Here is a 19,743-nt window from a genome sequence, read left to right as displayed (position 1 = left end):
TTCACCGTCCAATATAATAGTGACAAGTTTTGTCGTAATTAGATTATACACTATAAATAAGCCGGACCGCAGGAACTATCTATTTAGAAAAGGAGTCGATTTTATGAGTAAAGAACAGCGTAGGATGGTGGATGCATTGATCCGGCGTCCCCAACCCGCCCAGCCTCAAAGCGTCGAACAAATGCGCACAAGTTTCGCTGCTATGATGGCGACTATGAACGTACCTATGGGCGTACGGATCACACAGACTACTCTAGGGAATCGCCCCTGTGTGGTCGTTGACCCGGAAAAGCATGCACATCCTGGGGTTATTCTCTATTTCCATGGAGGATCGTATATTTTGGGTTCACCCTACACGGCCATGTCGCTAACCGCAAACCTAGTCAGCAAAACCAACATTCGGTCAATGTCACTCGATTATCGTCTGGCTCCGGAACACCCATTTCCTGCGGCTCTTGAAGATGCTCTCGCAGCCTATCGTGGACTATTGGACGACGGAGTAGAGGCGAATTCTATTGTGTTTGCCGGCGACTCGGCCGGTGGCGGTATCGCTGTTTCGACTTGCCTAATGGCACGGGAAGCAGATCTGCCAATGCCTGCAGCGGTTGTGACATTCTCGGCGGGTCTGGATAAGACGCACTCGGGTGCAAGTATGGATAGCAAACTTGGGCTCGATCCGTTCTTCACCCGTGAGGGCTTTGCATTCACGGATGCGATGTACCTCGCGGGACAAGACGCGCACCATGAACTCGTGAGCCCCGCAAGATTCGCCGATCTTACCGGATTTCCACCACTGTTGCTACAAGTCGGAACCAACGAGGTACTCCTTGACGATTCTACCCGCTTAGCCGAACGTGCTTGGGCAGCGGGCGTGGATGTAATTCTTGACGTTACCGCTGACGTGCCGCATGTTTTTCAGGCGTTCTCTGGTATTCTCGATGAAGCCGATCAAGCCCTAGACCGTGCTTCCCTCTTTATCACACAGCATCTTTCCTGAATCCGATAAAGATCAACCTCCTGTCATAACTTTACGATCTTTCTTCAGTAAAGGTCGATGAGCTGACACGTCTTCCCGGACTATCGCTGGAAGAGCAGTTTATTCAGCAGATCGTTTTGCCGCATCTCATATGAGCAAATGATGGCGATACAGACCAAACTTTTCTAAACGCGTTTTATCCTTCGTGGCTGTAGGACACGACTATGTCGTTGCGGCATTATTCTAAGCGCGGTCTTGGGGAACTGCGGTCTTTTAACTTATACAGTAAACCAATCAACACGACAGCGAGGCTAAGCCAAATAAATATCCACTTGCCCAGTGTCAATAACCCTGCCGCATAAGCAGCATCGCTAATGGCCGGATATTTAAAAAGAATGGCCAGGATACTCATATTCTCCGACCAATCGAATAACCCGGCCGCAAGGGGAAGCATCACCAGAACCCGGATGAACGGATGGGCGGAGAACTTACTTCGAAATAACATGCTAACGATTAGAGCGAAGGTAATGGCATACACGGCGGGAAAAACAAAATCGAACCCCATTAACATCTCGCTGTAAACGCGCCTCCCCTCAGGCTGCAGACGTTCAAGCATCGAATACGCTTCACTCTTAGAATAGTACATATGCATATCGAGGATATCGGCGCCTTGGGACACCTCGCGGATCCGCGGCACTGTAATCGGTAAACGAACCCTATTGACCACGATCATTAAGGTTAGGGTCACACCCAACAATGGAAGGACTATTTTGAAGGAAGCCCATTTGTTGATTGTGCGGATTAAGCTGTCGAGCATAGCTATTCCTCCCCCCTCTTGGATTTCCGGAGTGCCAGTGCATTCCCTGTGGGCTTCCCTTTCACCTGCATCCACAGAAGCTGCATCAGATTCTGAACAGGCTGACCCTCAAGCATAGGCGTAAGTTCGTCATAGAAGCGGTTCTCGATGTCTCTGACCTTTAAGGCTTTATCTCTTCCCTCCTCCGTTAAGGAAAGTTGAACCTTTCTAGAGTCTACCGCAGACGGCTTCTGTTCAATAAGCCCCGCTTCCACCATCCGTCCCACCAACCTACTGGGGCTTCCGGTCTCACAGACCAGCAGTTGCCCCAGTTCAATAAGCGATAAAGGCTCGTGATCATAGAGAACCCGCAGCACTTCACTTTGCGAGGTCGTCAGCCCCAGCGGCTTCAGGAGTTCCGTAAAGGTACGGCTCCCTTCCCGCTGCGCGGCTAGGATCAAATAACGCAGTTCCTCAATAGGATTCAAAGTATGCCTCCCTTTTATTGATGACATGTCATTGATGTTGTATCACCGATTGTAGCAGATATTCACGCAGTCTTCAATCCCCCGCCAGTTTGGCATGGAGGGGGATACATTCTCCCAGATTACAGTGTAGCCGGAACTTCCCTCTGTACTAGCGACACGGTTTACCGTAGATAAATGACTTGAGTTAACAAAATTCTTAGCCTTGCTTTATGGGGTTAACTGCAAATAGGGAATGAATATTACCTTCGGGGTCTGCAAAGAAGCCCGTGGTGTGTCCCCAGGGCATTACCTTCGGTGCCGTGATGCCTGTAGCCCCTTTTGAGACAAAATCATTATATTTGATGTAGACATCTTCAGGAGAATCACATTCGAAGTTAAGCTCAAAGGCCTGCCCTTTACGCTTTTCTACAAAAGAATAGTGGCCGTTTGTGTTATCTGCCATTAATGGTGCCGAGAAAATGGCTAGACGAACGCCGTCATTCTCAAATTCAGTGTAATGTTCTTCTTCAACAAGAACCCTAAATCCCAGAACATCACGATAAAAGCCAGTCAATCTAGGAACATCAAGCGCCAAAACAGTGATTCCCTCTAATTTTACTCTCATGCTCATACCTCCACCTCTTCTTTATACGGAAAATTGCGTATGCTTATTAAATCCCTGTTTAGGATACGGTTCACCGGGCTTCACTCTTCCAGGACAATCTGCTTCAACTGGATGACCGGACTTCTCAGCTCCTGTTCTTGTTCCAAATAGGCACAAAGCGCCTGAATGAGCGATCTCTTAGGCGGAGTCTGAGAGAGCTCCGTCCCCAGCAATTGGACAATCTCTTGCAGCTCCTTCCGCCGAGCGAGCCCGCCGGGCCAAATCTCAAGCAGCGCGGTCACTCTGCCGAACAATTCTGCGATAATTCTTTCTTTTTCGGTATTCCAGTCCTTTGAATCGGAATGAATAAATTTGGTGAATGCACTCTGTCCAAGCAGCCCCTTCGAACCTGACCTAGACATATGTTCGACCAGCGCATCGATTTTATCGACGATGAACCAAGCTGTATCTTCTATCGACAGCTGCTTTACCTCGAAGATGATGCGCTGCAGATAGTCCTTCAAGATCGCGCGGTATATAAAAATGAGATCCCAGAGAAATGCTTCGATTCGCTCACCATAAACTTCAAGCAGCCAGTATCTATGCCACTCCATCATACGGGCTCGAGCATGATTTCTTAGTGAGCGAAAAGTCGCGTACTGAGTAATAGGGAGATCTACGAAGTCAACCATAATGTGACTGTATTCAATAAAATACTGAAAGCGAAATACGATCTGATTAACGAGCCGCTCCTTGGGAGTGCCTGTCCCGGTTTGTTTCAGATGCTCCGCCCGATCAAAATAAGCCGTCTGGCACTCGTCGAAAACCGCGCACAATAAGTCCTCTTTGGACGGAAAATATTTGTATACCGAGCCCTTTGCAATGGAACAGTCCTGAGCAATTTCCTGAATGGAGGTCGCCAGAAACCCTTTTTCTTTAAACATCTTAGAAGCCGAACGAATGATATCCTGTTTGGTTACACTCATCCTTACGTCCCCCCGCTTGACAACTTTAAACTCATGGTACAAAATTGTGAACATAGAGTCAAATGACCCAATTTTCAAAATACTGAACATTAGGTCAAATTGGAGTGGACTCGATTTCTTAGCGGGAGTGTGATTGATCTTGGAAGAACTCTTGTTTCAATTTCCGAAGACGGCATTAATCGTAATCGACTTGCAAAAGTGGCTTGGAACCCAGTATGCCCCTCACTCAGCCGAGCAAGTCGTCACCCGCGCCGCCGCTATGGTTCAAGCCTTCCGTGAGGCAGGCGCATTCGTTGGGCTTGTCCGCGTATCCACGAAAGACTTCAAAGATATGCCTCGTCCGCTGCTGGATCAGACCCCTCCAACCTTGAATCTGGTGCCTGGGTGGGATGAAATTGTACCCGAGATCGGAGTCACCGATACCGATCATTTAATTACCAAGCGCCAATGGGGAGCCTTTTACGGAACGGACTTGGATCTGCAGTTGCGCCGGCGGGGCATCACGACGATCGTGCTTTGCGGCATTGCTTCGGGTATCGGTGTAGATACCACTGCGCGTGAAGCCTTCGCCCATGGGTATCAGGTCATTTTTGCGGCAGATGCCATGACCGGTTTCAGCAAGGAGGAACATGAACACGTAATGAAGGTCATCTTCCCGCGTATTGGCAGAATCCGCAGGGCCGAGGACATTCTTGCTTGCGCCGCGCTTCAATCTTAAGAAAGGCTCGGTATGAAAAAGCTTGGCATTGGTGTACTATTGAGCCAGGTTCATGGTAATTCAAGATTGGCTCAGTTCCGTTATTAAGGAGGCATGTCTTCTATGCAGAATCGCCATTTTTCATCCGCATTGGGGGATTTCATTAAATCGCGCCGATATCGGCTTCAACCGGAAAAAGCAGGGATCAAACCGTTTCTCGGTCGAAGACGTACTCCAGGACTCCGGAGGGAAGAGGTCGCCTATCTTGCCAATGTCAGCGTGACGTACTATACCTGGCTGGAGCAAGGCCGCGAGACGAATCCTTCTCCCGAGGTTTTAGCCCAGATCAGCCAAGCGCTGCAGCTGGATGGCGACGAGCAGAAGCACTTGTTCAACCTGGCCAATCTCGATCCGGTTCGTCATCACCTCACTCCTAAACCTGAACAACCCGATACCGTATTGCTGCAAAACCTTGTGGATCAATTGCGTTACCCTTCTTACATTGCAAATGAGCTTGCGGATGTGATCGTTTGGAATCGGGGGGCTGAACTGGTGATTGCGGATTTCGGACATCTGCCTGCAAACGAAAGGAACATGGGAACGCTACTCTTTCTCGATCCTGAGTATCCCAAAAGACTTGTGAATTGGGAAGATTACGCACGTTACATGACAGCGTTGATTCGCGCAAGCTTCGACTTTTACAAGGAAAACCCGATGTACATGGAACGCTTCGAGCATTTGAAGAGGAATAGCAAGGACTTCATACGTTTGTGGGAGTTGCATGAAATCCGGCAAAAAAGATCCGCCGTCCCGGTACAATATCGCTTTCCGGACGGACTGGAACTGGCTTTCACGATTCATTGCGCTACCGCCATCGACAACGATCCTGGGCTGCACTGGTGCTTTATGGTCCCAGTACCAGGTACGGGTACAGAGGAGAGACTTGCGACCCTGCTGACTCAGGACGCCGAGCCTTCATCGCAAGCTTAGCCTGTTAGTCCTGTTAATAGTATGCAGGCACTGTGGTTAGCCCTCAACAATCGCTGATAAAATCAAGATCATATCAAGGATAAGGGGGCCTACCATGAAATCATATCATTACCGGGGCAAGCTGGCTGTGGTCACCGGGGCTTCTTCCGGAATCGGCGAAGCATACGCCAAAGAACTGGCAGCACAAGGCTGCCATGTCGTATTGGCCGCTCGTTCCAAAGAGAAGCTGGAAGCGTTAGCCCAGGAGATCAAGCGTAAGCACGGCGTACAGGCTTACGCTCTGCCCATCGACTTATCGAAAGCGGGTGCCTCGCGTCAACTCGCCGAACGCATCGCCGAACTTGACCTAACCGTCGATATTCTCATTAATAATGCTGGGTTCGGCACACATGGTCGCTTCGAGGATATAGATCCGGAACGCGAACAGGAAGAGATGATGCTGAATACCGCTGCGCTTGTCGATCTGACGCATTATTTTCTTCCCGCCATGCTGGGACGCAAGGATGGAATCATCGTTAACGTGGCCTCCATGGCTGCTTTTATGCCTTGCCCCTATTCGGCTGTGTACGGTGCGACCAAAGCATTCGTCTTATCCTTCTCCGAAGCACTGTGGGCGGAAACCCGCGAGCGCGGCGTCCGCGTACTTGCGCTGTGCCCGGGTGCGACGGACACAGGCTTCTTCGATGCTGTCGGCAGCCAGGAGATGGCGGCGGGCCGCGCGCTGTCTACACCAGAGAACGTCGTCCGGGCCGCCTTTCGCGGGATCGACAAGGGAAGCAGTTACATCATCGATGGGCGTGGCAATTACATGTCGGCCCAGATGATCCGTTTTCTTCCCCGCCATAGGATCTCTTTACTCATGGGACGCATCTCTCGCCCGAAATCACACTGAAGGGTTACAAATACTTAACCTCGGGGCCCCGATTCACAGTTATCAGGGGTCCATTTTTTGTTGTCTGCTGAAATTTGCGTCATTTTGGAGTGGTTTCGTTGTATAGCACCTGGAGGATCAGTGATTTTTCCAATAAAACGGCCCATCTACGGATCATCGCCCCATTTTTACTCAGGAAACTGTAGGGAGTATCTCATCTTGGATGAACCGAGCATAGACTCAACCCGATAGATATCATCGAGACGCCCTATCGCTTCTTCAATAATCTCACGACAAAAGAGGTTGTCCCCATCGCACTTTTCGCCTCAATATCCCCGCCATGCAATGTGACGATACTTTTAGCGATAGCAAGTCCCAAGCCTGATCCGCCCGTATATTCTGAACGTGACTTTTCTACTCTATAAAATCTCTCAAAAATATAGGGAAGATCCACGCTTGGTATTGATTTCCCATAATTCTTCACTTCAACTTCAACGGTTTGTTCCGAGTCTCTTACGATAAGATCAATATATTTCCCTTCTTTTCCGTATCTCATAGCATTTTGAATAAGGTTTTCAAACACCCTGGCTATTTTATTGCCATCTCCTACAATGACAGGATTATCACTCTTTATGAATGTCCTCATTTGCATGTTTGCCGCTTGAATTTGAATTCTATGCTGTACAACTAATTGATTTATCATTTCTTCAATATTTATGGACTGGTCGCTTACCAGGGTTTCTTTGTTTTGGACATAGGTATATTCAAACAAATCATTAATTAAATGATGTAATCGTTCGGCCTTTGCATTCACAATCTGTATATAAGCCCGAAGCTCTACTTCGTCCCTGTATCCATCTTCATTGATAAGATTCAAATATCCGATGATAGAGGTTAGCGGGGATCTAAGGTCATGGGCAACATTGGTCACCAAATCATTTTTTATCTGCTCTGATCTCCGCTCTTCCTCAATGGCCTTCCGGGCTTGAATTACTACATTATTAATATGAACAGCAAGCTGATTTAAACCGGCCTCTGCTCTCTCTTCTACTTTATGATTAAAATTACCGTTAGCAATAAGCTCAACTTCACGTATCATATGATTAAATTCAAATGAAACATAACGCTTTTTTTCAACACGATAGAACAAGAACAGGTAGGAAAACAAAATTAAACCAAAAAACAAAGGACTAAGTATACTTATTGTCCAGAGAGAAGAAAGAATGTTCACTATGAAGGCTACCGAACCAAACTGTTTCTGAAAATAATATAATGAAGATAATAGAATAGTTGCCGTTACCGCCGATGCTATTAGTGATAGCAGAACATAGAGAATTGCTTTCCAGACCGGAATGGTTTTAATAATAAATAACGTATTATTTTTCAATTTTATAGCCAACTCCCCAAACCGTTTGAATAACCGCTTCTCCTGTTGCTGCAGAAATTTTATCTCTTAGGTTACTAATATGAACCATAACGGTCTTATTAGATCCGGTGCCGATTTCATTCCATACCTTTTCAAAAATCTCCTCTGATCCGAACACTCTTCCGCGGTTTTTGGCCAGCAAATATAAAATTTCAAATTCAATCGCAGTCAACCTTATTTCTTGCCCCTGAGCATGAACCGTGTGGCTTTGTTTATCAATTTTCAGGGAGTGAATATAGATACTATCCGGATCTTTAACCGTGGGTTGATAATTAGCTCTGCGTAATAACGCCTTCACTCTCGCTGTTAATTCCAATGGATTAAAGGGTTTGATCATATAATCATCAGCACCAGTCATTAGGCCAACAATTTTATCCATATCCTCCGTTTTTGCACTTAACATCAGGACTGGAATTTCATGCTCTTTTCGAATTTCTCTGCAGACATCCAGTCCATTCATTTTGGGCATCATAACATCTAATATCACGAGGTCAACAGAGTGACGCTCTATAAATTGAAGGGCTTCAAGTCCATCCTGCACGGTATAGATTTGATAGCTTTCATTGCGCAGATACACTCCAATTAACTCGGCAATCTCTTTATCATCATCTACAATAAGGATCTCTGTACTCATAGTTCTCCCCTCAAACCCGAGCTTGGTATCACCCTAATCTTAACTTACTCCATATATGATTCCCATTGCTTCGTTTTAATAGTCCGTTAATTACTATATACCCTAAGACTGCTCCAACGGTATTGGCAATAAGATCATTGATATCCGTGCTTCTGCCGTTGCCGCAAATAATTCTGATCATCATCTGAAGTACCTCAATAGATAAACTTAGAAAGAAACCGGAATAGGCTACGTTTTTTAATGATTCAAACTTTTTATGGAGTAATGGCAGATACACACCCAAAGGAATTAACATTATGATGTTTAATATAAAAGTTATTATGTCAATCGTTAATAGTGGAATGAAATTGATTGTTTTGTACCACGGAGTTAGATTGGCATATTTGCCAATATTCACTTCGATGGGGAAGAACACTAGTTGGATGACGCACAGTAAGTAAATACTAAACGTGATTATTATAAAATATTGGCCTACATTACGTTTCCTTTTTTTCCACAGCGCATCTGCCACCAGAAACAGAAGAACGAATAAGAATAAGGATGCCAGAATATATGTTGAATGAATCGTAAACATAATAGATTGTTCCATGCTACTTCCTCCTGATTTTTAAGATGGTATGAAGGTTAGTCTAAGCTTGATAAGAAAAAGGGGACTGATTGAACAGTCCCGTTCTGCCCATCCATCATGCTTATTTTGTAACCGGTATGATATGTCCATCGATCGATATACTTGTGATCATCGCGGCATCTAAAAAGACCCTTTTGCCCTCTTTGTCTAAATTATAGTGCCATTCAAATCCTTGGTCCGAGGTACTTGTTGAGCCTAAATAAACTTTGGTTTCCTTGCCGTCTGATGTCGATATACGAATTTCAGGGTTATATTCCGGTAATTGATCACTGTGCCCATCTAAGCGTTTCCCTTCAATGCCAATTCCAATGGTAGAAAAATTAATCGTTTGAAGAGACAGCTTTTCTTGTTGATGTGAGAGGGTCTGATCTATTCCGATATTGTACGATGTACTGCTCTCTTGTGCTGTAAATGTAGTATGGAATGGACCCTTAGCCATAACAGCTCCTGTAATGCTATTCACTACGGCATCCGCCTTAATCGTAACTTTCTTTCCCTTCAGACTACTTGGTGTATCGACATCGAACATGGCGATGATCTTTTTACCGTCCTCTGTCACTCTTTGCTCCACCATGTAACTGGCATCCTTTGCCCAATTGATGTCAAGTGCAGCAATAGCCGCATCCTGTGGGAAAACCGTGCCGTCTTCATGCTCAAAAGAAACGATAATGATCGCACTGTTTCCTCCGATAATGCTTTCTTCTACCGTTGTTTTAATGCCTGCCATTACACTGGACTGATTAATATAAGTCGCAGATCCCGCCGAAATTTCGGTATTCCCATTGAAAAATCCTTTGAAAACATCCCTATCTGATGAAGCTAGCGCTGAGGTCCCCATCGCCATTAATGAGATGGCTGCCACAACCGTTGTACCTACTACCCACTTTTTTCTTCCCTTCTTCATTGTTTTATTACCATTCTGATTGTTGTTCATTGTACATTCCTCCAATTATTTATTTTGTGGTGTTCTTGGTGAATGTACTTAGTATAAGCAGCAGTTTCTAAGTTCTTTTAAAGAACATTTAAAGATTTACTAAATTTTTAAGGGTGTTTCACATCGAATATGATCGAAAGTCCCGTACGCAGGCAGTACGACACGTTCCCAAATGTGGGGCCGGGGCTATGCCCTGTATACGTCGCCATCCTAATAGGATAGGTTGCAGAAAAAAAGGGAGGCCCCTTAAAGGCCTCCCTTTCGACTTATCATGAATAGCTGACAACATTTAAAGCAGCTTAATGATCTCTTCCAGCTCATTGACCAAACCTTTGGCAAGTTCAAAATTCGTCTCTTTTAAAGCCAGCTCTATTTTCATTTCAACCGACTTTTTCTTTTGTTCCGCTTCCAAATAGTCTTTATTAAAGTGGCTCGCATAAATCATCTGTCTAAATTTCCGCATACTCATTTTTCTAATCGTCTTAGCGTCAATGATTAACACATAATCCATACCATTTACAACCGAATAGAAATCATGAGAAATCATGAGAATCGCGCCTTTGTAGTCTACAATGGCTTTTTCAAGTGCGATCTGGGTATAGATGTCTAAATGGCTTGTCGGTTCATCAAGAAGCAGTACGTTTGCTTTGCTGGCAGACACTTTGGCCAACTGAAGCATGTTTTTTTCTCCGCCGGATAAGGATTCAATCTTTTGATTAAGGATTTCCCCTTCAAAGCCGTAGTTCAAAAGATAAGCTCTAATCTCGTCATACGTGTTAAACCCGGCATCAATGAATTCATCCAGTATAGTATTCGAGTCCTTGAGCGTTTCGCCTTGAAGCTGGGATAAATAAGCCACTTTCACATCAGGATTTATCGTAATTGAATCATGATTATTGTTAAAGATCTCCCGGAGTAAAGTCGTTTTCCCGGTACCGTTTGGACCGATAATCGCTACTTTATCTGTAGATTTTATTTCAAAGTTAACATTTTCTAAAAGCAGCTCGTCAAAGGCGACGCTATAATCATCGACTTTTACAACAACGGTGTCTTCAATTTCATGATTCATGCCAAAATGAATATTCGGTTGCTTAATATCAACAAACGGCGCTTTGATTCTACGTGCTTCCAATCTTTCTTGAAACTTCACTCTAGCTTTTAACGCTCTGCCTCTTGAAGCTTCTGAATTATAAGTTGCGATCGCTCTAAGATTATCGATGATGCTGTCGTACCGCTCGATCTCTTCCGCTTCAGCGACTGCGATTTCTTGCAGCTCGATTTTGGTCTGAAGCAACGAGAAATTATATTCGATATACCGCCCGTCAAATTCTTGGAGCTCCGTGTTTTCAAGATGAATGATTTTGTTGAAGCAATGATTCAAAAGATACCGGTTGTGCGTAACGACCAGCAGCATTCCTTTGTGGGAATTGATCAGTTTTTTAAGCCCATTCAGGTTCTCAAAGTCTAAAAACACATCGGGTTCGTCCATGATCATCAAATCAGGACTGCTCAGCATTTCTTTGATGACTTGAATAAGTTTGAATTCTCCGCCGCTCAGGGCAGATACGCTAAGGTCCTTTAGCTTCATGAGGTTGGCCAGGCCGAGCTGCTTATTGATGTTATTTTCGAAATTATCCCCATCCATCGATTCGAATGCATCTAAAGCCAATTGAACCTTTTCCAGCAGCGCATCCATATCCGATGTGGTTGCCATTTCCGCATAAATCGACGTGATTTCATCTTGGATCTTAATAAATTTTTCTCCGATATATTCAAAAACGGTCATTTCTTTATTTGGCTCGACTTGCGAGAACTGGCTGACATACCCGATGGTACAGTCCGGGTCGATCTCCAATTTGCCCTCGAATAAATGTCTTTCCGGGTCCATGAGTATATCGATCAGCGTGCTTTTCCCGCTGCCGCTTGTTCCGATAAATGCGCAGTGTTGCCCCTCTTCGAGCTTAAACGAAATTTCCTTATACAGTTCCTTTTGCGGAAACGAGAAGGATAAGTTATCAACGTGTATCATACGGTTCCTTTCATAAAAACGATAGTGGTTGGCTAGCTATATAATCTCTTTATTAAAATGTCCTCTGGTGTCTGTTTCCTGATTAAAGACAGCCTGATTTATGGAGCCGTTTAATTTGCCAGAGGCCATATGAATGATTTTCACAACCTGCTCTTTGGATTCAACGGTGAAGTTTAGCCGGAACGCCTCGATTCCTTTGATGGTTTGTAGCTCATCCAGAAGATTAAGCGTCTTCCCATTAAGGAGCGTCGTTGTACAATCCTCATGGGAAAGGATAGGGAACGTTCCGCGCTCATCTTTTAACTCATAGCTCCTCGTTTTGCAAATACTGCATTGATTCATTTTTTTCATCGGGCAGTATTTGGTAAACATCAAAGGAGTCCTGCCATATGCAATCATTTCCAGAGCAGGATAGCCATCATTTTCTTCATAATAGGCATTCATTAAATCATCTATTTGGCTCTTATTCAATTCATAGGATAAAGTGACCCGTTTTGCACCTAATTTAAATAATTCATAGCAACTAGTAGCATTAACGACATTTAGAGAATAGTCCGTAACAAACGGATTCGTTTCTCTGTAGTGATAAATCCCACCATATCCTCCGATCAGCAGCTGCCCTTCTTTGTCCTTATAATGATTCTGATTTCTTCTAACCACGTTGTCAAAATAGATGTCCTTAATTCCACAGCTCACGCAAGCATCATACTGTTCCTTCGTGGTTACAGAGGCCGTAAGGTACGGTTGTACAGGGGTAAAGTTTATTTTCTCTTTTGCTTCCAAAGCCTTGGTTCTTTTCTCTTGGCTGTTAAGCTTTAAGTCATATAAGCCCAGGACAATATCTCTTCTTGCTGCATTTAACAATTTAGCTGGGATAAATGCATTGCATTCCTCAAACTCCACATGATTAAGCTCAAATATCGTATCATTTAATCTGGAAAATTGCTTGATTACCTGCTCTTTTGTTGTTGGATTAGTAATGGCTTCGCCTAGCAGTTCCTCGCTTTCATATGAATAATGATGGCCCAAGCCCTCCGCATCGATGTGAAGCTTTGAATCTGGACTAGCATATACTCTAATATCTAGGCTAAACCGCTTAAATTCTTTTTCCAGGGATGCTTCTAATTCTTTGTTATAAACATAATCCTTCGTTTTATATACCAGATCGCCCACAGACAGCTTTTCTTTGATTTTGATGTAGCAGACATGATCTGCTTTGTTGATTAATTCGCCATTTTTATCGTACAGCTTTGCAACCGTTAAATTAACATCCTCCTTGTTGTGACTGATACGGATGTTATCGTTTTGATTTAGAGGACGTGTAAGTGTTATTTCATACGTATCTTTAACGATCTTGCTGATGGTTCCAATTTCATAACCAAAGTTATTCGGTCTTGAGATGTTTGTAATATTTCTTTTATCCTCGCGAAATAAATATCCTTTCGTAAAGGTTCGATTGAAGGTTTTTTTCAGATTTTCTTTATCGTCTTCGGTTATTTTATGATCTAAGGCCAGGCGATATTTGGATACAACATTAGCCACATACGTAGGATCTTTCATTCGGCCTTCTATTTTTAAAGAATCGATTTCTTTTAAATCATCGGTATAATCGATGGTGTTTAAGTCCTTAGTAGATAGAATATAGCTTTTCCCTAAAGATGTATTTGTTGTCTTATCCATTAGTTCATACTCCTTACGGCATGAACCCACACATCTTCCGCGATTTGCGCATCGATAGCCGCTTAATCCTGACATGAGACAATTTCCCGAATAAGATACACATAAAGCGCCGTGAACGAAAATTTCTAAAGGGATTTCCGCTATTCTTTTGATCTCTTTTACTTTTTTAATCTCAACCTCACGGGACAGAACCACTCTTTTAGCACCCAGTTCTTTAAATAATAAAGTTCCGTCTGCATCGTCTATTCCCATTTGAGTTGAACAATGTGCTTCCATATCAACAAAGTTTTCAACGATATAATCGAAAGCAGCCAGGTCCTGGACGATAATGCCATCCACACCGATTTCATTTAATTGGCGGATCTGCTCTTTCATCTCTTCCATTTCGTTCTCGAAAACGATGGTATTCATTGCAACATAGATTTTAACGTCCCTCAGGTGCGCATACGTAACCGCCTCTTTTAACGATTCAAAATCAAAATTAGATGAGTATGCTCGTGCACCAAATTTTTGCATTCCTAAGTATATTGCATCACAACCATTCGAAATTGCAGCTTTTAAAGCTTCCATACTTCCTGCTGGAGCTAATAATTCAGTCATTTTTTCCTCCTGATGACCCATAAATTATACGCTAGTTAAAGCGAAAGTTCTTCATCCTAGTTAAGATTAAGATGGATACTACGATAATAACGACTAAAAATCCGATCAATGATGTTATGACTGCTCCTTAGTAAATCAATAAAATTGTTAAAAACCAAATTTCATGATTAATCATAAAATAAGTACTACACTTAAGCTACAGCAAAACGCACAAGCCAATGGCTTGTGCGTTTGTTTTAAATGACCTTAACATTGAGCTATAGCTAAACATGCAAAGCATTTCTGAACTAGCCCCTTCTGCCGTTTCAGCAGAAGGGCACTAAAATCGAACACAAAGGATGCCCCGAAAGCCATTATTGGTATGGCTTGCGGGGCATCTTAGTTGGCGCGTATCAGGCTCGTTCACGATGCTTGAAGTAATTGACGCCGGTTCGTCCCGAAGCGGCCTGGACCATCCGGAGCGCCGCGGCCCCCGCGGCTTCCACGAGCCGTTCTTCCTCGACACGAACGAGCCGTCCGTCTTTCACGACAATTTGGCCCCCGACCACGGTCATATCGACGTTCTGGCTGATGCCCGTGACGACAGGCAGAGCCGTGTCGTTGAACAAAGCGCCGGCATATTCCAGCCTTTGCGAGTCAATCATGAACAGGTCTCCCGCCTTGCCGACCTCCAGAGAGCCAATCGCGTCCTCCCAGCCGAGCACTCTCGACGATCCGACCGTACCAAGCCATAAGCTTTCTTCAGCCGTCGGACCCGCGCTTCCGGCGGTCAGCTTGTGCAACAGGTAGGCCTGTCGCGCTTCTCCGAGCAGATTGGACGCGTCGTTGGACGCCGAGCCGTCCACGCCGAGTCCGACGTGAACACCCGCCTGCAGCATGCTTCGTATAGGGAATACCCCCGATGACAGCTTCATGTTGCTGCTCGGACAATGGGCGACGCCGCACCCGCAGGCGCCCATCCGGCGGATTTCATCGCCGCTGAAATGGATGCCGTGCGCGTACCACACATCGCGTCCGATCCAGCCCGTCTTCTCCATGTATTCGAGAGGCCGGAGTCCGAGTTTTGCTTGGCAGAATTCCTCTTCATCCTTCGTCTCGGCCAGGTGGGTATGCATCCGGACGCCGTAGCTGCGCGCCAGGCGGGCGGATTCCCGCAGAAGATCCTCGGACACCGAAAAAGGCGAGCAGGGCGCGACGCCGACGCGGACCATGGAGAATTTGGAGGCGTCATGATAGGTTTCAATGACCCGGCGGGTGTCCCTCAGAATGACTTCCGCCGTCTGCGTCACCTCGTCCGGCGGAAGCCCTCCTTGGGACCTGCCCAGGTTCATGGAGCCCCGTGTCGGGTAAAAGCGGATGCCGAGCTCTCCGGCGGCGCGGATTTCCTCGTCGATCAGCTCTCCGCTCACGCCGTCCGGGAAACAATAAAAGTGATCGGAAGCGGTCGTGCAGCCAGTCTTCAGCAATTCGCCGAGGCCTACCATGGCACTCAGATAAACATCCTCCGGCCTCATGTGGCGCCATATTTCGTACAGCGTCAGCAGCCAGTCGAACAGCTCGCAGTCCTGGGCTCGGGGGATGTTCCGGGTAAAGGTCTGGTATAAGTGATGATGGGTATTGATCAGCCCGGGATAGACGATCTTCCCCGAGCCGTCAATGACGGTGTCGGCGTCCTCGTAGGGAATGTCCGTCCCGATGGCTTTGATTTCCTGCCCTTCGATGAACAGGCTTCCTCCGGGGTAGCAGCGGCGCTGCGAGTCCATGGTGATAAGGTTGCGGGCATTCTTGATCAGCAATGTGTTCATGCCAAACCTCCCTTTGAAATGTAAAATGCAAAAAATCCCAACCGCGAGCGCAATATCGTAGATATTGCGTTCGTAGTTAGGATTTTTACGGACCCCAGTAGAGCCCCCGAACCGATTATCGGGGTTATACGAACAACCTGTAAATTTGCTATTAGTATACGTAGGCATTAAATGGATGTCAACCGTCTTGATCGCCTTTAGTCCATTGTCTCTGAAACGTTCTATTCAGCTATCGTTTTATGATTGGGAAGGTCGGTCCGAGATGCTCGAAACCTTAAAGACATGTCAAAAATCCATTTTAAAGAAACGGCTGGGTTACGCTTTACCACTATTTGTGATACGGTTCACCGTAGCGGGGCTAACGGCGAAAAAATAACCTGTGTTCGAAACACAGGCTATTGGTCGTTAGGTTAACTCAATCCGCTCTGGGAATTAAGGAACCAAAGACAACCTTCCATCCTCCATGTGGTACACCTAAGGAACCGCTGCGAGCGTCACACAGGCCAGTATGGCACCGATCAGGAGTGTAATCCTGCGTTGTGATCGGTTAGCTGGCATCGTAAACAAGGTATAGGCCGAAATATCGGTGCTGCTCGACGAGAGTTTCATAGATCCTCCAATTTTGACGAATTTGTTACAACATTATTCGACAGTTAATTGGATTGTCCCCCTATCAAGGAATCCCTTTCTTGAAATTTTCGGCCATACCATCCTTTTATTCGGTTGTCTTTCCAGTGTACTGCAAATAAACGTCACGCTCATCTTTTATCTTAATGGTTAAACGATCCTAACCATTACCCCCGCAGCCTCTTCAACCATTCGCCGACAATGACGTGAGCTTGTTCGGTTTGTATGATATGGTCATGGTTGTGACCGGGCAAAAGCTGTACTTCGGCTCCGCAATAGCGGTGGTAAAGTGGTTCATATTCATCCGCAAGAAACACTTCGTCTTCCTCACCGACTAAGACGAGAGTTGGTTGGTGCAGTTCTGACAAATACTTTGAGTAGTTGTTGCTCACCATTCGCGATAATGCCAATCGGTAACTAAGATGACATGATTCCGTTCCATGAAGTTTCTCTGTAGGAGTAATCCTGCGGTATACAATGGTATGATCCCAGCTATGAATGCCCAATGCGTTCAATCCCATAAGCATGGCGTATTTTGGTACATTTACCCTCGAATCATTTACGCCTCTATCTTTTCGAACTAAGGGTGAACTCGGGCTGAGCCCCGGTGCAAGAAGCAGGTATGCATGCACGTCCCTATGTATCGGTCTAATCGTTTGTCTTAGAGCGGTTGCACCTCCGGCCGAATGGCCACCGAATACGATGCTGGCACCTGGATGACGCTCTTGTACATGACGGAACAGATCTTCGATATCGTCGTCAAACTGACCGATGTAATCAATATCTCCTCGCCGGATCGGGTTAGTCCCGTAACCTCGCAAATCCGGCAAGTACACGGTCGCATGCCCTTTTTCTGCCACGTACCGACCAAATTCACGCAAATAGAGGCTGGGCTCAGTGATGCCGTGCAAAAATATGAGCACAACTTCCGAAGGGCCTGCAATAAAACGATAGGGCAGCTCCGCGCCATCGCGAGCTCGATAACTGAAATACTCGTTTGGAGTTTGCATGGTTTTTCGCTCTTTAGAACGGCTTATGATCATCGTCTATAACCATTATAAAACGTTTTTCCCTGAGATTTCGGGAACAAATGCTTTTCAACCCAAAAAACTCACCTTTACTTATGATACGGTTCCCCGCGATTTATCTTCACCGCCCGATAAATCTGTTCTACCAGCACCAGGCGCATGAGCTGATGGGGCAGCGTCATGCGCCCGAAGCTCATGCGCTGCTGCGCGCGGCGCATGACCTCATCGGAGAGCCCGTGGCTCCCTCCGATGACGAACACGACATGGCTCGTCCCATAGGTGCCGAGCCGGTCGATTTCCGCGGCAAGCTCCTCGGAGCTCCAGAGCTTGCCGTCGATCGCGAGCGCAATGACATGCGCTTCGCTCTTGATCTGCGCGAGGATGCGTTCGCCCTCGCGCGCCTTTACCTGGACAACTTCAGCGTCGCTGAGGTTGTCCGGCGCTTTTTCATCCGCGACCTCAATCACTTGGAATTTGAGGTACGGCGTCAGGCGTTTCGCGTATTCCGCGATGCCGTCCGCCAAATATTTTTCCTTCAATTTGCCGACGCCAATGATCTGAATAAGCATATCTTTATTCCTCCAACGTATCTATTTCCTCGCCATGTGGTCTTCCATTTTCCGCCCAAAATATAAACAAAGGGACGTATACATGAGCATGTACCCCGTCCCTTTAGCCGCTTCTATTCGTTTGTGTTGCCTAGACGACGAGAAATTTGGCGTCCTGCTCGCATTCGGCGCATTTGGCCGGCGGGTCCCAATCGGAGAATTCGGTCTCCTTGAGATCCACAACATCAGGCGCGTCTTCGTACTCGTCGACAAATTTATCAATGGCCAACTCCAAGTGTTCTTTGCACACTACATACATTCCTACCCAGCATCCCTTTCTGTCTCGCCCCGGCGGGCGGTGCTCCTCTTATTGTTCTACCACACTTCCCGTGAAAAAGGAACCACCCGCCGCCCGAAACGCTACAGCAATTCCTTGCGCAACTGTTCCGGCGATTTTGGCGAGAGCAGACCGAACGGAATATCGAATACCGTATGCGCGCCGGATTGGCCTTTTTGCGCCAGACGATAGGCTGCGCGGGCATAAGCGACCAGCACGCTGGCCGTAAATTCCGGGTTGCTGTCCAGCTTCAGGCTGAACTCGACGATCTGCGTATTCCCCGCTCCGGTCCGTCCGCTGCGGATGACATGGCCGCCATGCGGCATCGCGCCGTGCTCGGCAGCCAGTGTCTCCGCGCTCACGAAATGAACCACCGTCTCATAGTCGGCAAAATAATTCGGCATGCTGCGGATCGTCTCCGCAATCGCTTCACGGTCCGCGCCTTCCTCGGCGACCACGTAACACTCACGCAAATGTTTGTCGCGTGTGGCCAGCTCCGGGTTCTCCCCGCTGCGCACGCGCGCTACAGCTTCTTCACGCGGAATGGTGTACTGGATGCCGTTCTTGACGCCCGGCACGCGTCGGATCGCATCGGAGTGGCCTTGGCTGACGCCTTTGCCCCAGAAGGTGAACTCGCTGCCTTCCGGCAGCACCGCTTCAGCCAGCAGACGGTTCAGCGAGAACAGCCCCGGGTCCCAGCCGGTGGAGATGACGCTGATTTTTCCTGCCGCACGGGCGCTATTATCCACTTCCGCAAAGTACTCCGGAATTTTCGCATGGGTATCGAAGCTGTCCACCGTATGAAAAAGCTTCGCCAGTGCCGGACCCTGCTCCGGCAAATCGGTCGCGGAACCGCCGCACAGGATCAGCACATCGATTTTTCCCTGGTACGATTCGATATCGTGAATGGACACCATTTGTGTGCCCGCTTCTACAGCGCTCGGATTACGGCGGGTAAAAATCGCCTCCAGCTTCAAATCCGGATTCTGCTTAATCGCCGCTTCGACACCTCGCCCGAGGTTGCCGTAGCCGACGATGCCGATGGTGATGGGTCTACTCATTTTATTTTTTCCTCCGCTT

The 19,743-nt window shown here is 46.6% G+C and carries 19 protein-coding genes, 1 pseudogene and 1 riboswitch; of the genes and pseudogenes, 5 read left to right on the top strand and 15 right to left on the bottom strand.

Going from position 1 to position 19,743, the window contains the following annotated elements:
* The first annotated feature begins 103 nt into the window (after positions 1–103).
* Entirely contained in the window at positions 104–997 is an 894-nt protein-coding gene (locus BMW84_RS15175) for an alpha/beta hydrolase (RefSeq protein WP_091069898.1), read from the top strand.
* A 217-nt stretch (positions 998–1,214) separates the two neighbouring features.
* Here BMW84_RS15175 and BMW84_RS15170 read toward each other — a convergent pair whose 3' ends face one another.
* The 4 genes from BMW84_RS15170 to BMW84_RS15155 form a co-directional block, all read right to left on the bottom strand.
* On the bottom strand, positions 1,215–1,793 hold the full coding sequence (locus tag BMW84_RS15170; protein ID WP_091069896.1) for a hypothetical protein: 579 nt from the start codon (positions 1,791–1,793) through the stop codon (positions 1,215–1,217).
* A 2-nt stretch (positions 1,794–1,795) separates the two neighbouring features.
* Positions 1,796–2,260, bottom strand: a complete 465-nt coding sequence (locus BMW84_RS15165; RefSeq protein ID WP_091069895.1) for a MarR family winged helix-turn-helix transcriptional regulator — start codon at positions 2,258–2,260, stop codon at positions 1,796–1,798.
* A 196-nt stretch (positions 2,261–2,456) separates the two neighbouring features.
* A complete protein-coding gene (locus BMW84_RS15160) occupies positions 2,457–2,864 on the bottom strand; it encodes a VOC family protein (protein WP_091070530.1) in 408 nt (135 codons plus the stop codon).
* Between the two features lie 80 nt (positions 2,865–2,944).
* On the bottom strand, positions 2,945–3,829 hold the full coding sequence (locus BMW84_RS15155) for a TetR/AcrR family transcriptional regulator (protein WP_175498829.1): 885 nt from the start codon (positions 3,827–3,829) through the stop codon (positions 2,945–2,947).
* 139 nt (positions 3,830–3,968) lie between these two features.
* Between BMW84_RS15155 and BMW84_RS15150 the strand changes: the two genes are divergently transcribed.
* The 3 genes from BMW84_RS15150 to BMW84_RS15140 all read left to right on the top strand — a co-directional run bounded on the left by BMW84_RS15150 (position 3,969) and on the right by BMW84_RS15140 (position 6,408).
* Positions 3,969–4,547 (top strand): isochorismatase family protein, encoded by a 579-nt coding sequence (locus tag BMW84_RS15150; protein ID WP_091069892.1) that lies wholly within the window; start codon positions 3,969–3,971, stop codon positions 4,545–4,547.
* 102 nt (positions 4,548–4,649) lie between these two features.
* A complete protein-coding gene (locus BMW84_RS15145) occupies positions 4,650–5,516 on the top strand; it encodes a helix-turn-helix transcriptional regulator (RefSeq protein WP_091069890.1) in 867 nt (288 codons plus the stop codon).
* Positions 5,517–5,610: 94 nt separating this feature from the next.
* Positions 5,611–6,408, top strand: coding sequence for an SDR family NAD(P)-dependent oxidoreductase (locus BMW84_RS15140; RefSeq protein ID WP_091069888.1), 798 nt, complete (start codon positions 5,611–5,613; stop codon positions 6,406–6,408).
* Positions 6,409–6,655: 247 nt separating this feature from the next.
* Here BMW84_RS15140 and BMW84_RS15135 read toward each other — a convergent pair whose 3' ends face one another.
* The 7 genes from BMW84_RS15135 to BMW84_RS15105 form a co-directional block, all read right to left on the bottom strand.
* Entirely contained in the window at positions 6,656–7,774 is a 1,119-nt protein-coding gene (locus BMW84_RS15135) for a sensor histidine kinase (protein WP_091069887.1), read from the bottom strand.
* The gene (locus BMW84_RS15130; protein WP_091069885.1) at positions 7,764–8,447 is read right to left on the bottom strand and encodes a response regulator transcription factor; all 684 of its coding nucleotides are present in this window, start codon (positions 8,445–8,447) and stop codon (positions 7,764–7,766) included. Before BMW84_RS15130 ends, BMW84_RS15135 begins: the two co-directional genes overlap by 11 nt.
* 28 nt (positions 8,448–8,475) lie before the next feature.
* Positions 8,476–9,036 carry a VanZ family protein gene (locus BMW84_RS15125; protein WP_091069884.1) on the bottom strand — a complete coding sequence of 187 codons (561 nt, stop codon included), beginning with the start codon at positions 9,034–9,036 and terminating at the stop codon, positions 8,476–8,478.
* Positions 9,037–9,136: 100 nt separating this feature from the next.
* A complete protein-coding gene (locus tag BMW84_RS15120) occupies positions 9,137–10,009 on the bottom strand; it encodes a hypothetical protein (protein ID WP_091069882.1) in 873 nt (290 codons plus the stop codon).
* A gap of 289 nt (positions 10,010–10,298) precedes the next feature.
* Positions 10,299–12,038 (bottom strand): ABC-F family ATP-binding cassette domain-containing protein, encoded by a 1,740-nt coding sequence (locus BMW84_RS15115; RefSeq protein WP_091069880.1) that lies wholly within the window; start codon positions 12,036–12,038, stop codon positions 10,299–10,301.
* 36 nt (positions 12,039–12,074) lie between these two features.
* On the bottom strand, positions 12,075–14,318 hold the full coding sequence (locus tag BMW84_RS15110; RefSeq protein ID WP_091069878.1) for a U32 family peptidase: 2,244 nt from the start codon (positions 14,316–14,318) through the stop codon (positions 12,075–12,077).
* A 392-nt stretch (positions 14,319–14,710) separates the two neighbouring features.
* A complete protein-coding gene (locus tag BMW84_RS15105; RefSeq protein WP_091069877.1) occupies positions 14,711–16,123 on the bottom strand; it encodes an 8-oxoguanine deaminase in 1,413 nt (470 codons plus the stop codon).
* Positions 16,124–16,176: 53 nt separating this feature from the next.
* Positions 16,177–16,275: riboswitch (purine riboswitch) on the bottom strand.
* A 47-nt stretch (positions 16,276–16,322) separates the two neighbouring features.
* On the opposite strand from BMW84_RS15105, the pseudogene BMW84_RS25060 reads away from it, so the two are divergent.
* Positions 16,323–16,436, top strand: a pseudogene (locus BMW84_RS25060) (transcriptional regulator); the annotation flags it as partial.
* 481 nt (positions 16,437–16,917) lie between these two features.
* On the opposite strand, the gene BMW84_RS15100 reads toward BMW84_RS25060, so the two are convergent.
* From BMW84_RS15100 to BMW84_RS15085, 4 genes are all read right to left on the bottom strand, one after another.
* On the bottom strand, positions 16,918–17,760 hold the full coding sequence (locus tag BMW84_RS15100; RefSeq protein WP_175498828.1) for an alpha/beta hydrolase: 843 nt from the start codon (positions 17,758–17,760) through the stop codon (positions 16,918–16,920).
* 107 nt (positions 17,761–17,867) lie between these two features.
* Positions 17,868–18,347: a 23S rRNA (pseudouridine(1915)-N(3))-methyltransferase RlmH gene (gene rlmH, locus BMW84_RS15095; protein ID WP_091069874.1), complete on the bottom strand. Its 480-nt coding sequence runs from the start codon at positions 18,345–18,347 to the stop codon at positions 17,868–17,870.
* A 130-nt stretch (positions 18,348–18,477) separates the two neighbouring features.
* Entirely contained in the window at positions 18,478–18,645 is a 168-nt protein-coding gene (locus BMW84_RS15090; RefSeq protein ID WP_091069872.1) for a CxxH/CxxC protein, read from the bottom strand.
* A gap of 101 nt (positions 18,646–18,746) precedes the next feature.
* The gene (locus tag BMW84_RS15085) at positions 18,747–19,724 is read right to left on the bottom strand and encodes a diaminopimelate dehydrogenase (protein ID WP_091069870.1); all 978 of its coding nucleotides are present in this window, start codon (positions 19,722–19,724) and stop codon (positions 18,747–18,749) included.
* Positions 19,725–19,743: the final 19 nt, after the last annotated feature.

The sequence above is a fragment of the Paenibacillus sp. NFR01 genome (assembly GCF_900111565.1).
GTDB lineage: Bacteria > Bacillota > Bacilli > Paenibacillales > Paenibacillaceae > Paenibacillus_AQ.
The sequence above is the reverse complement of the archived record's forward strand: the minus strand, read 5'-3'. Positions and strand labels throughout refer to the sequence as shown.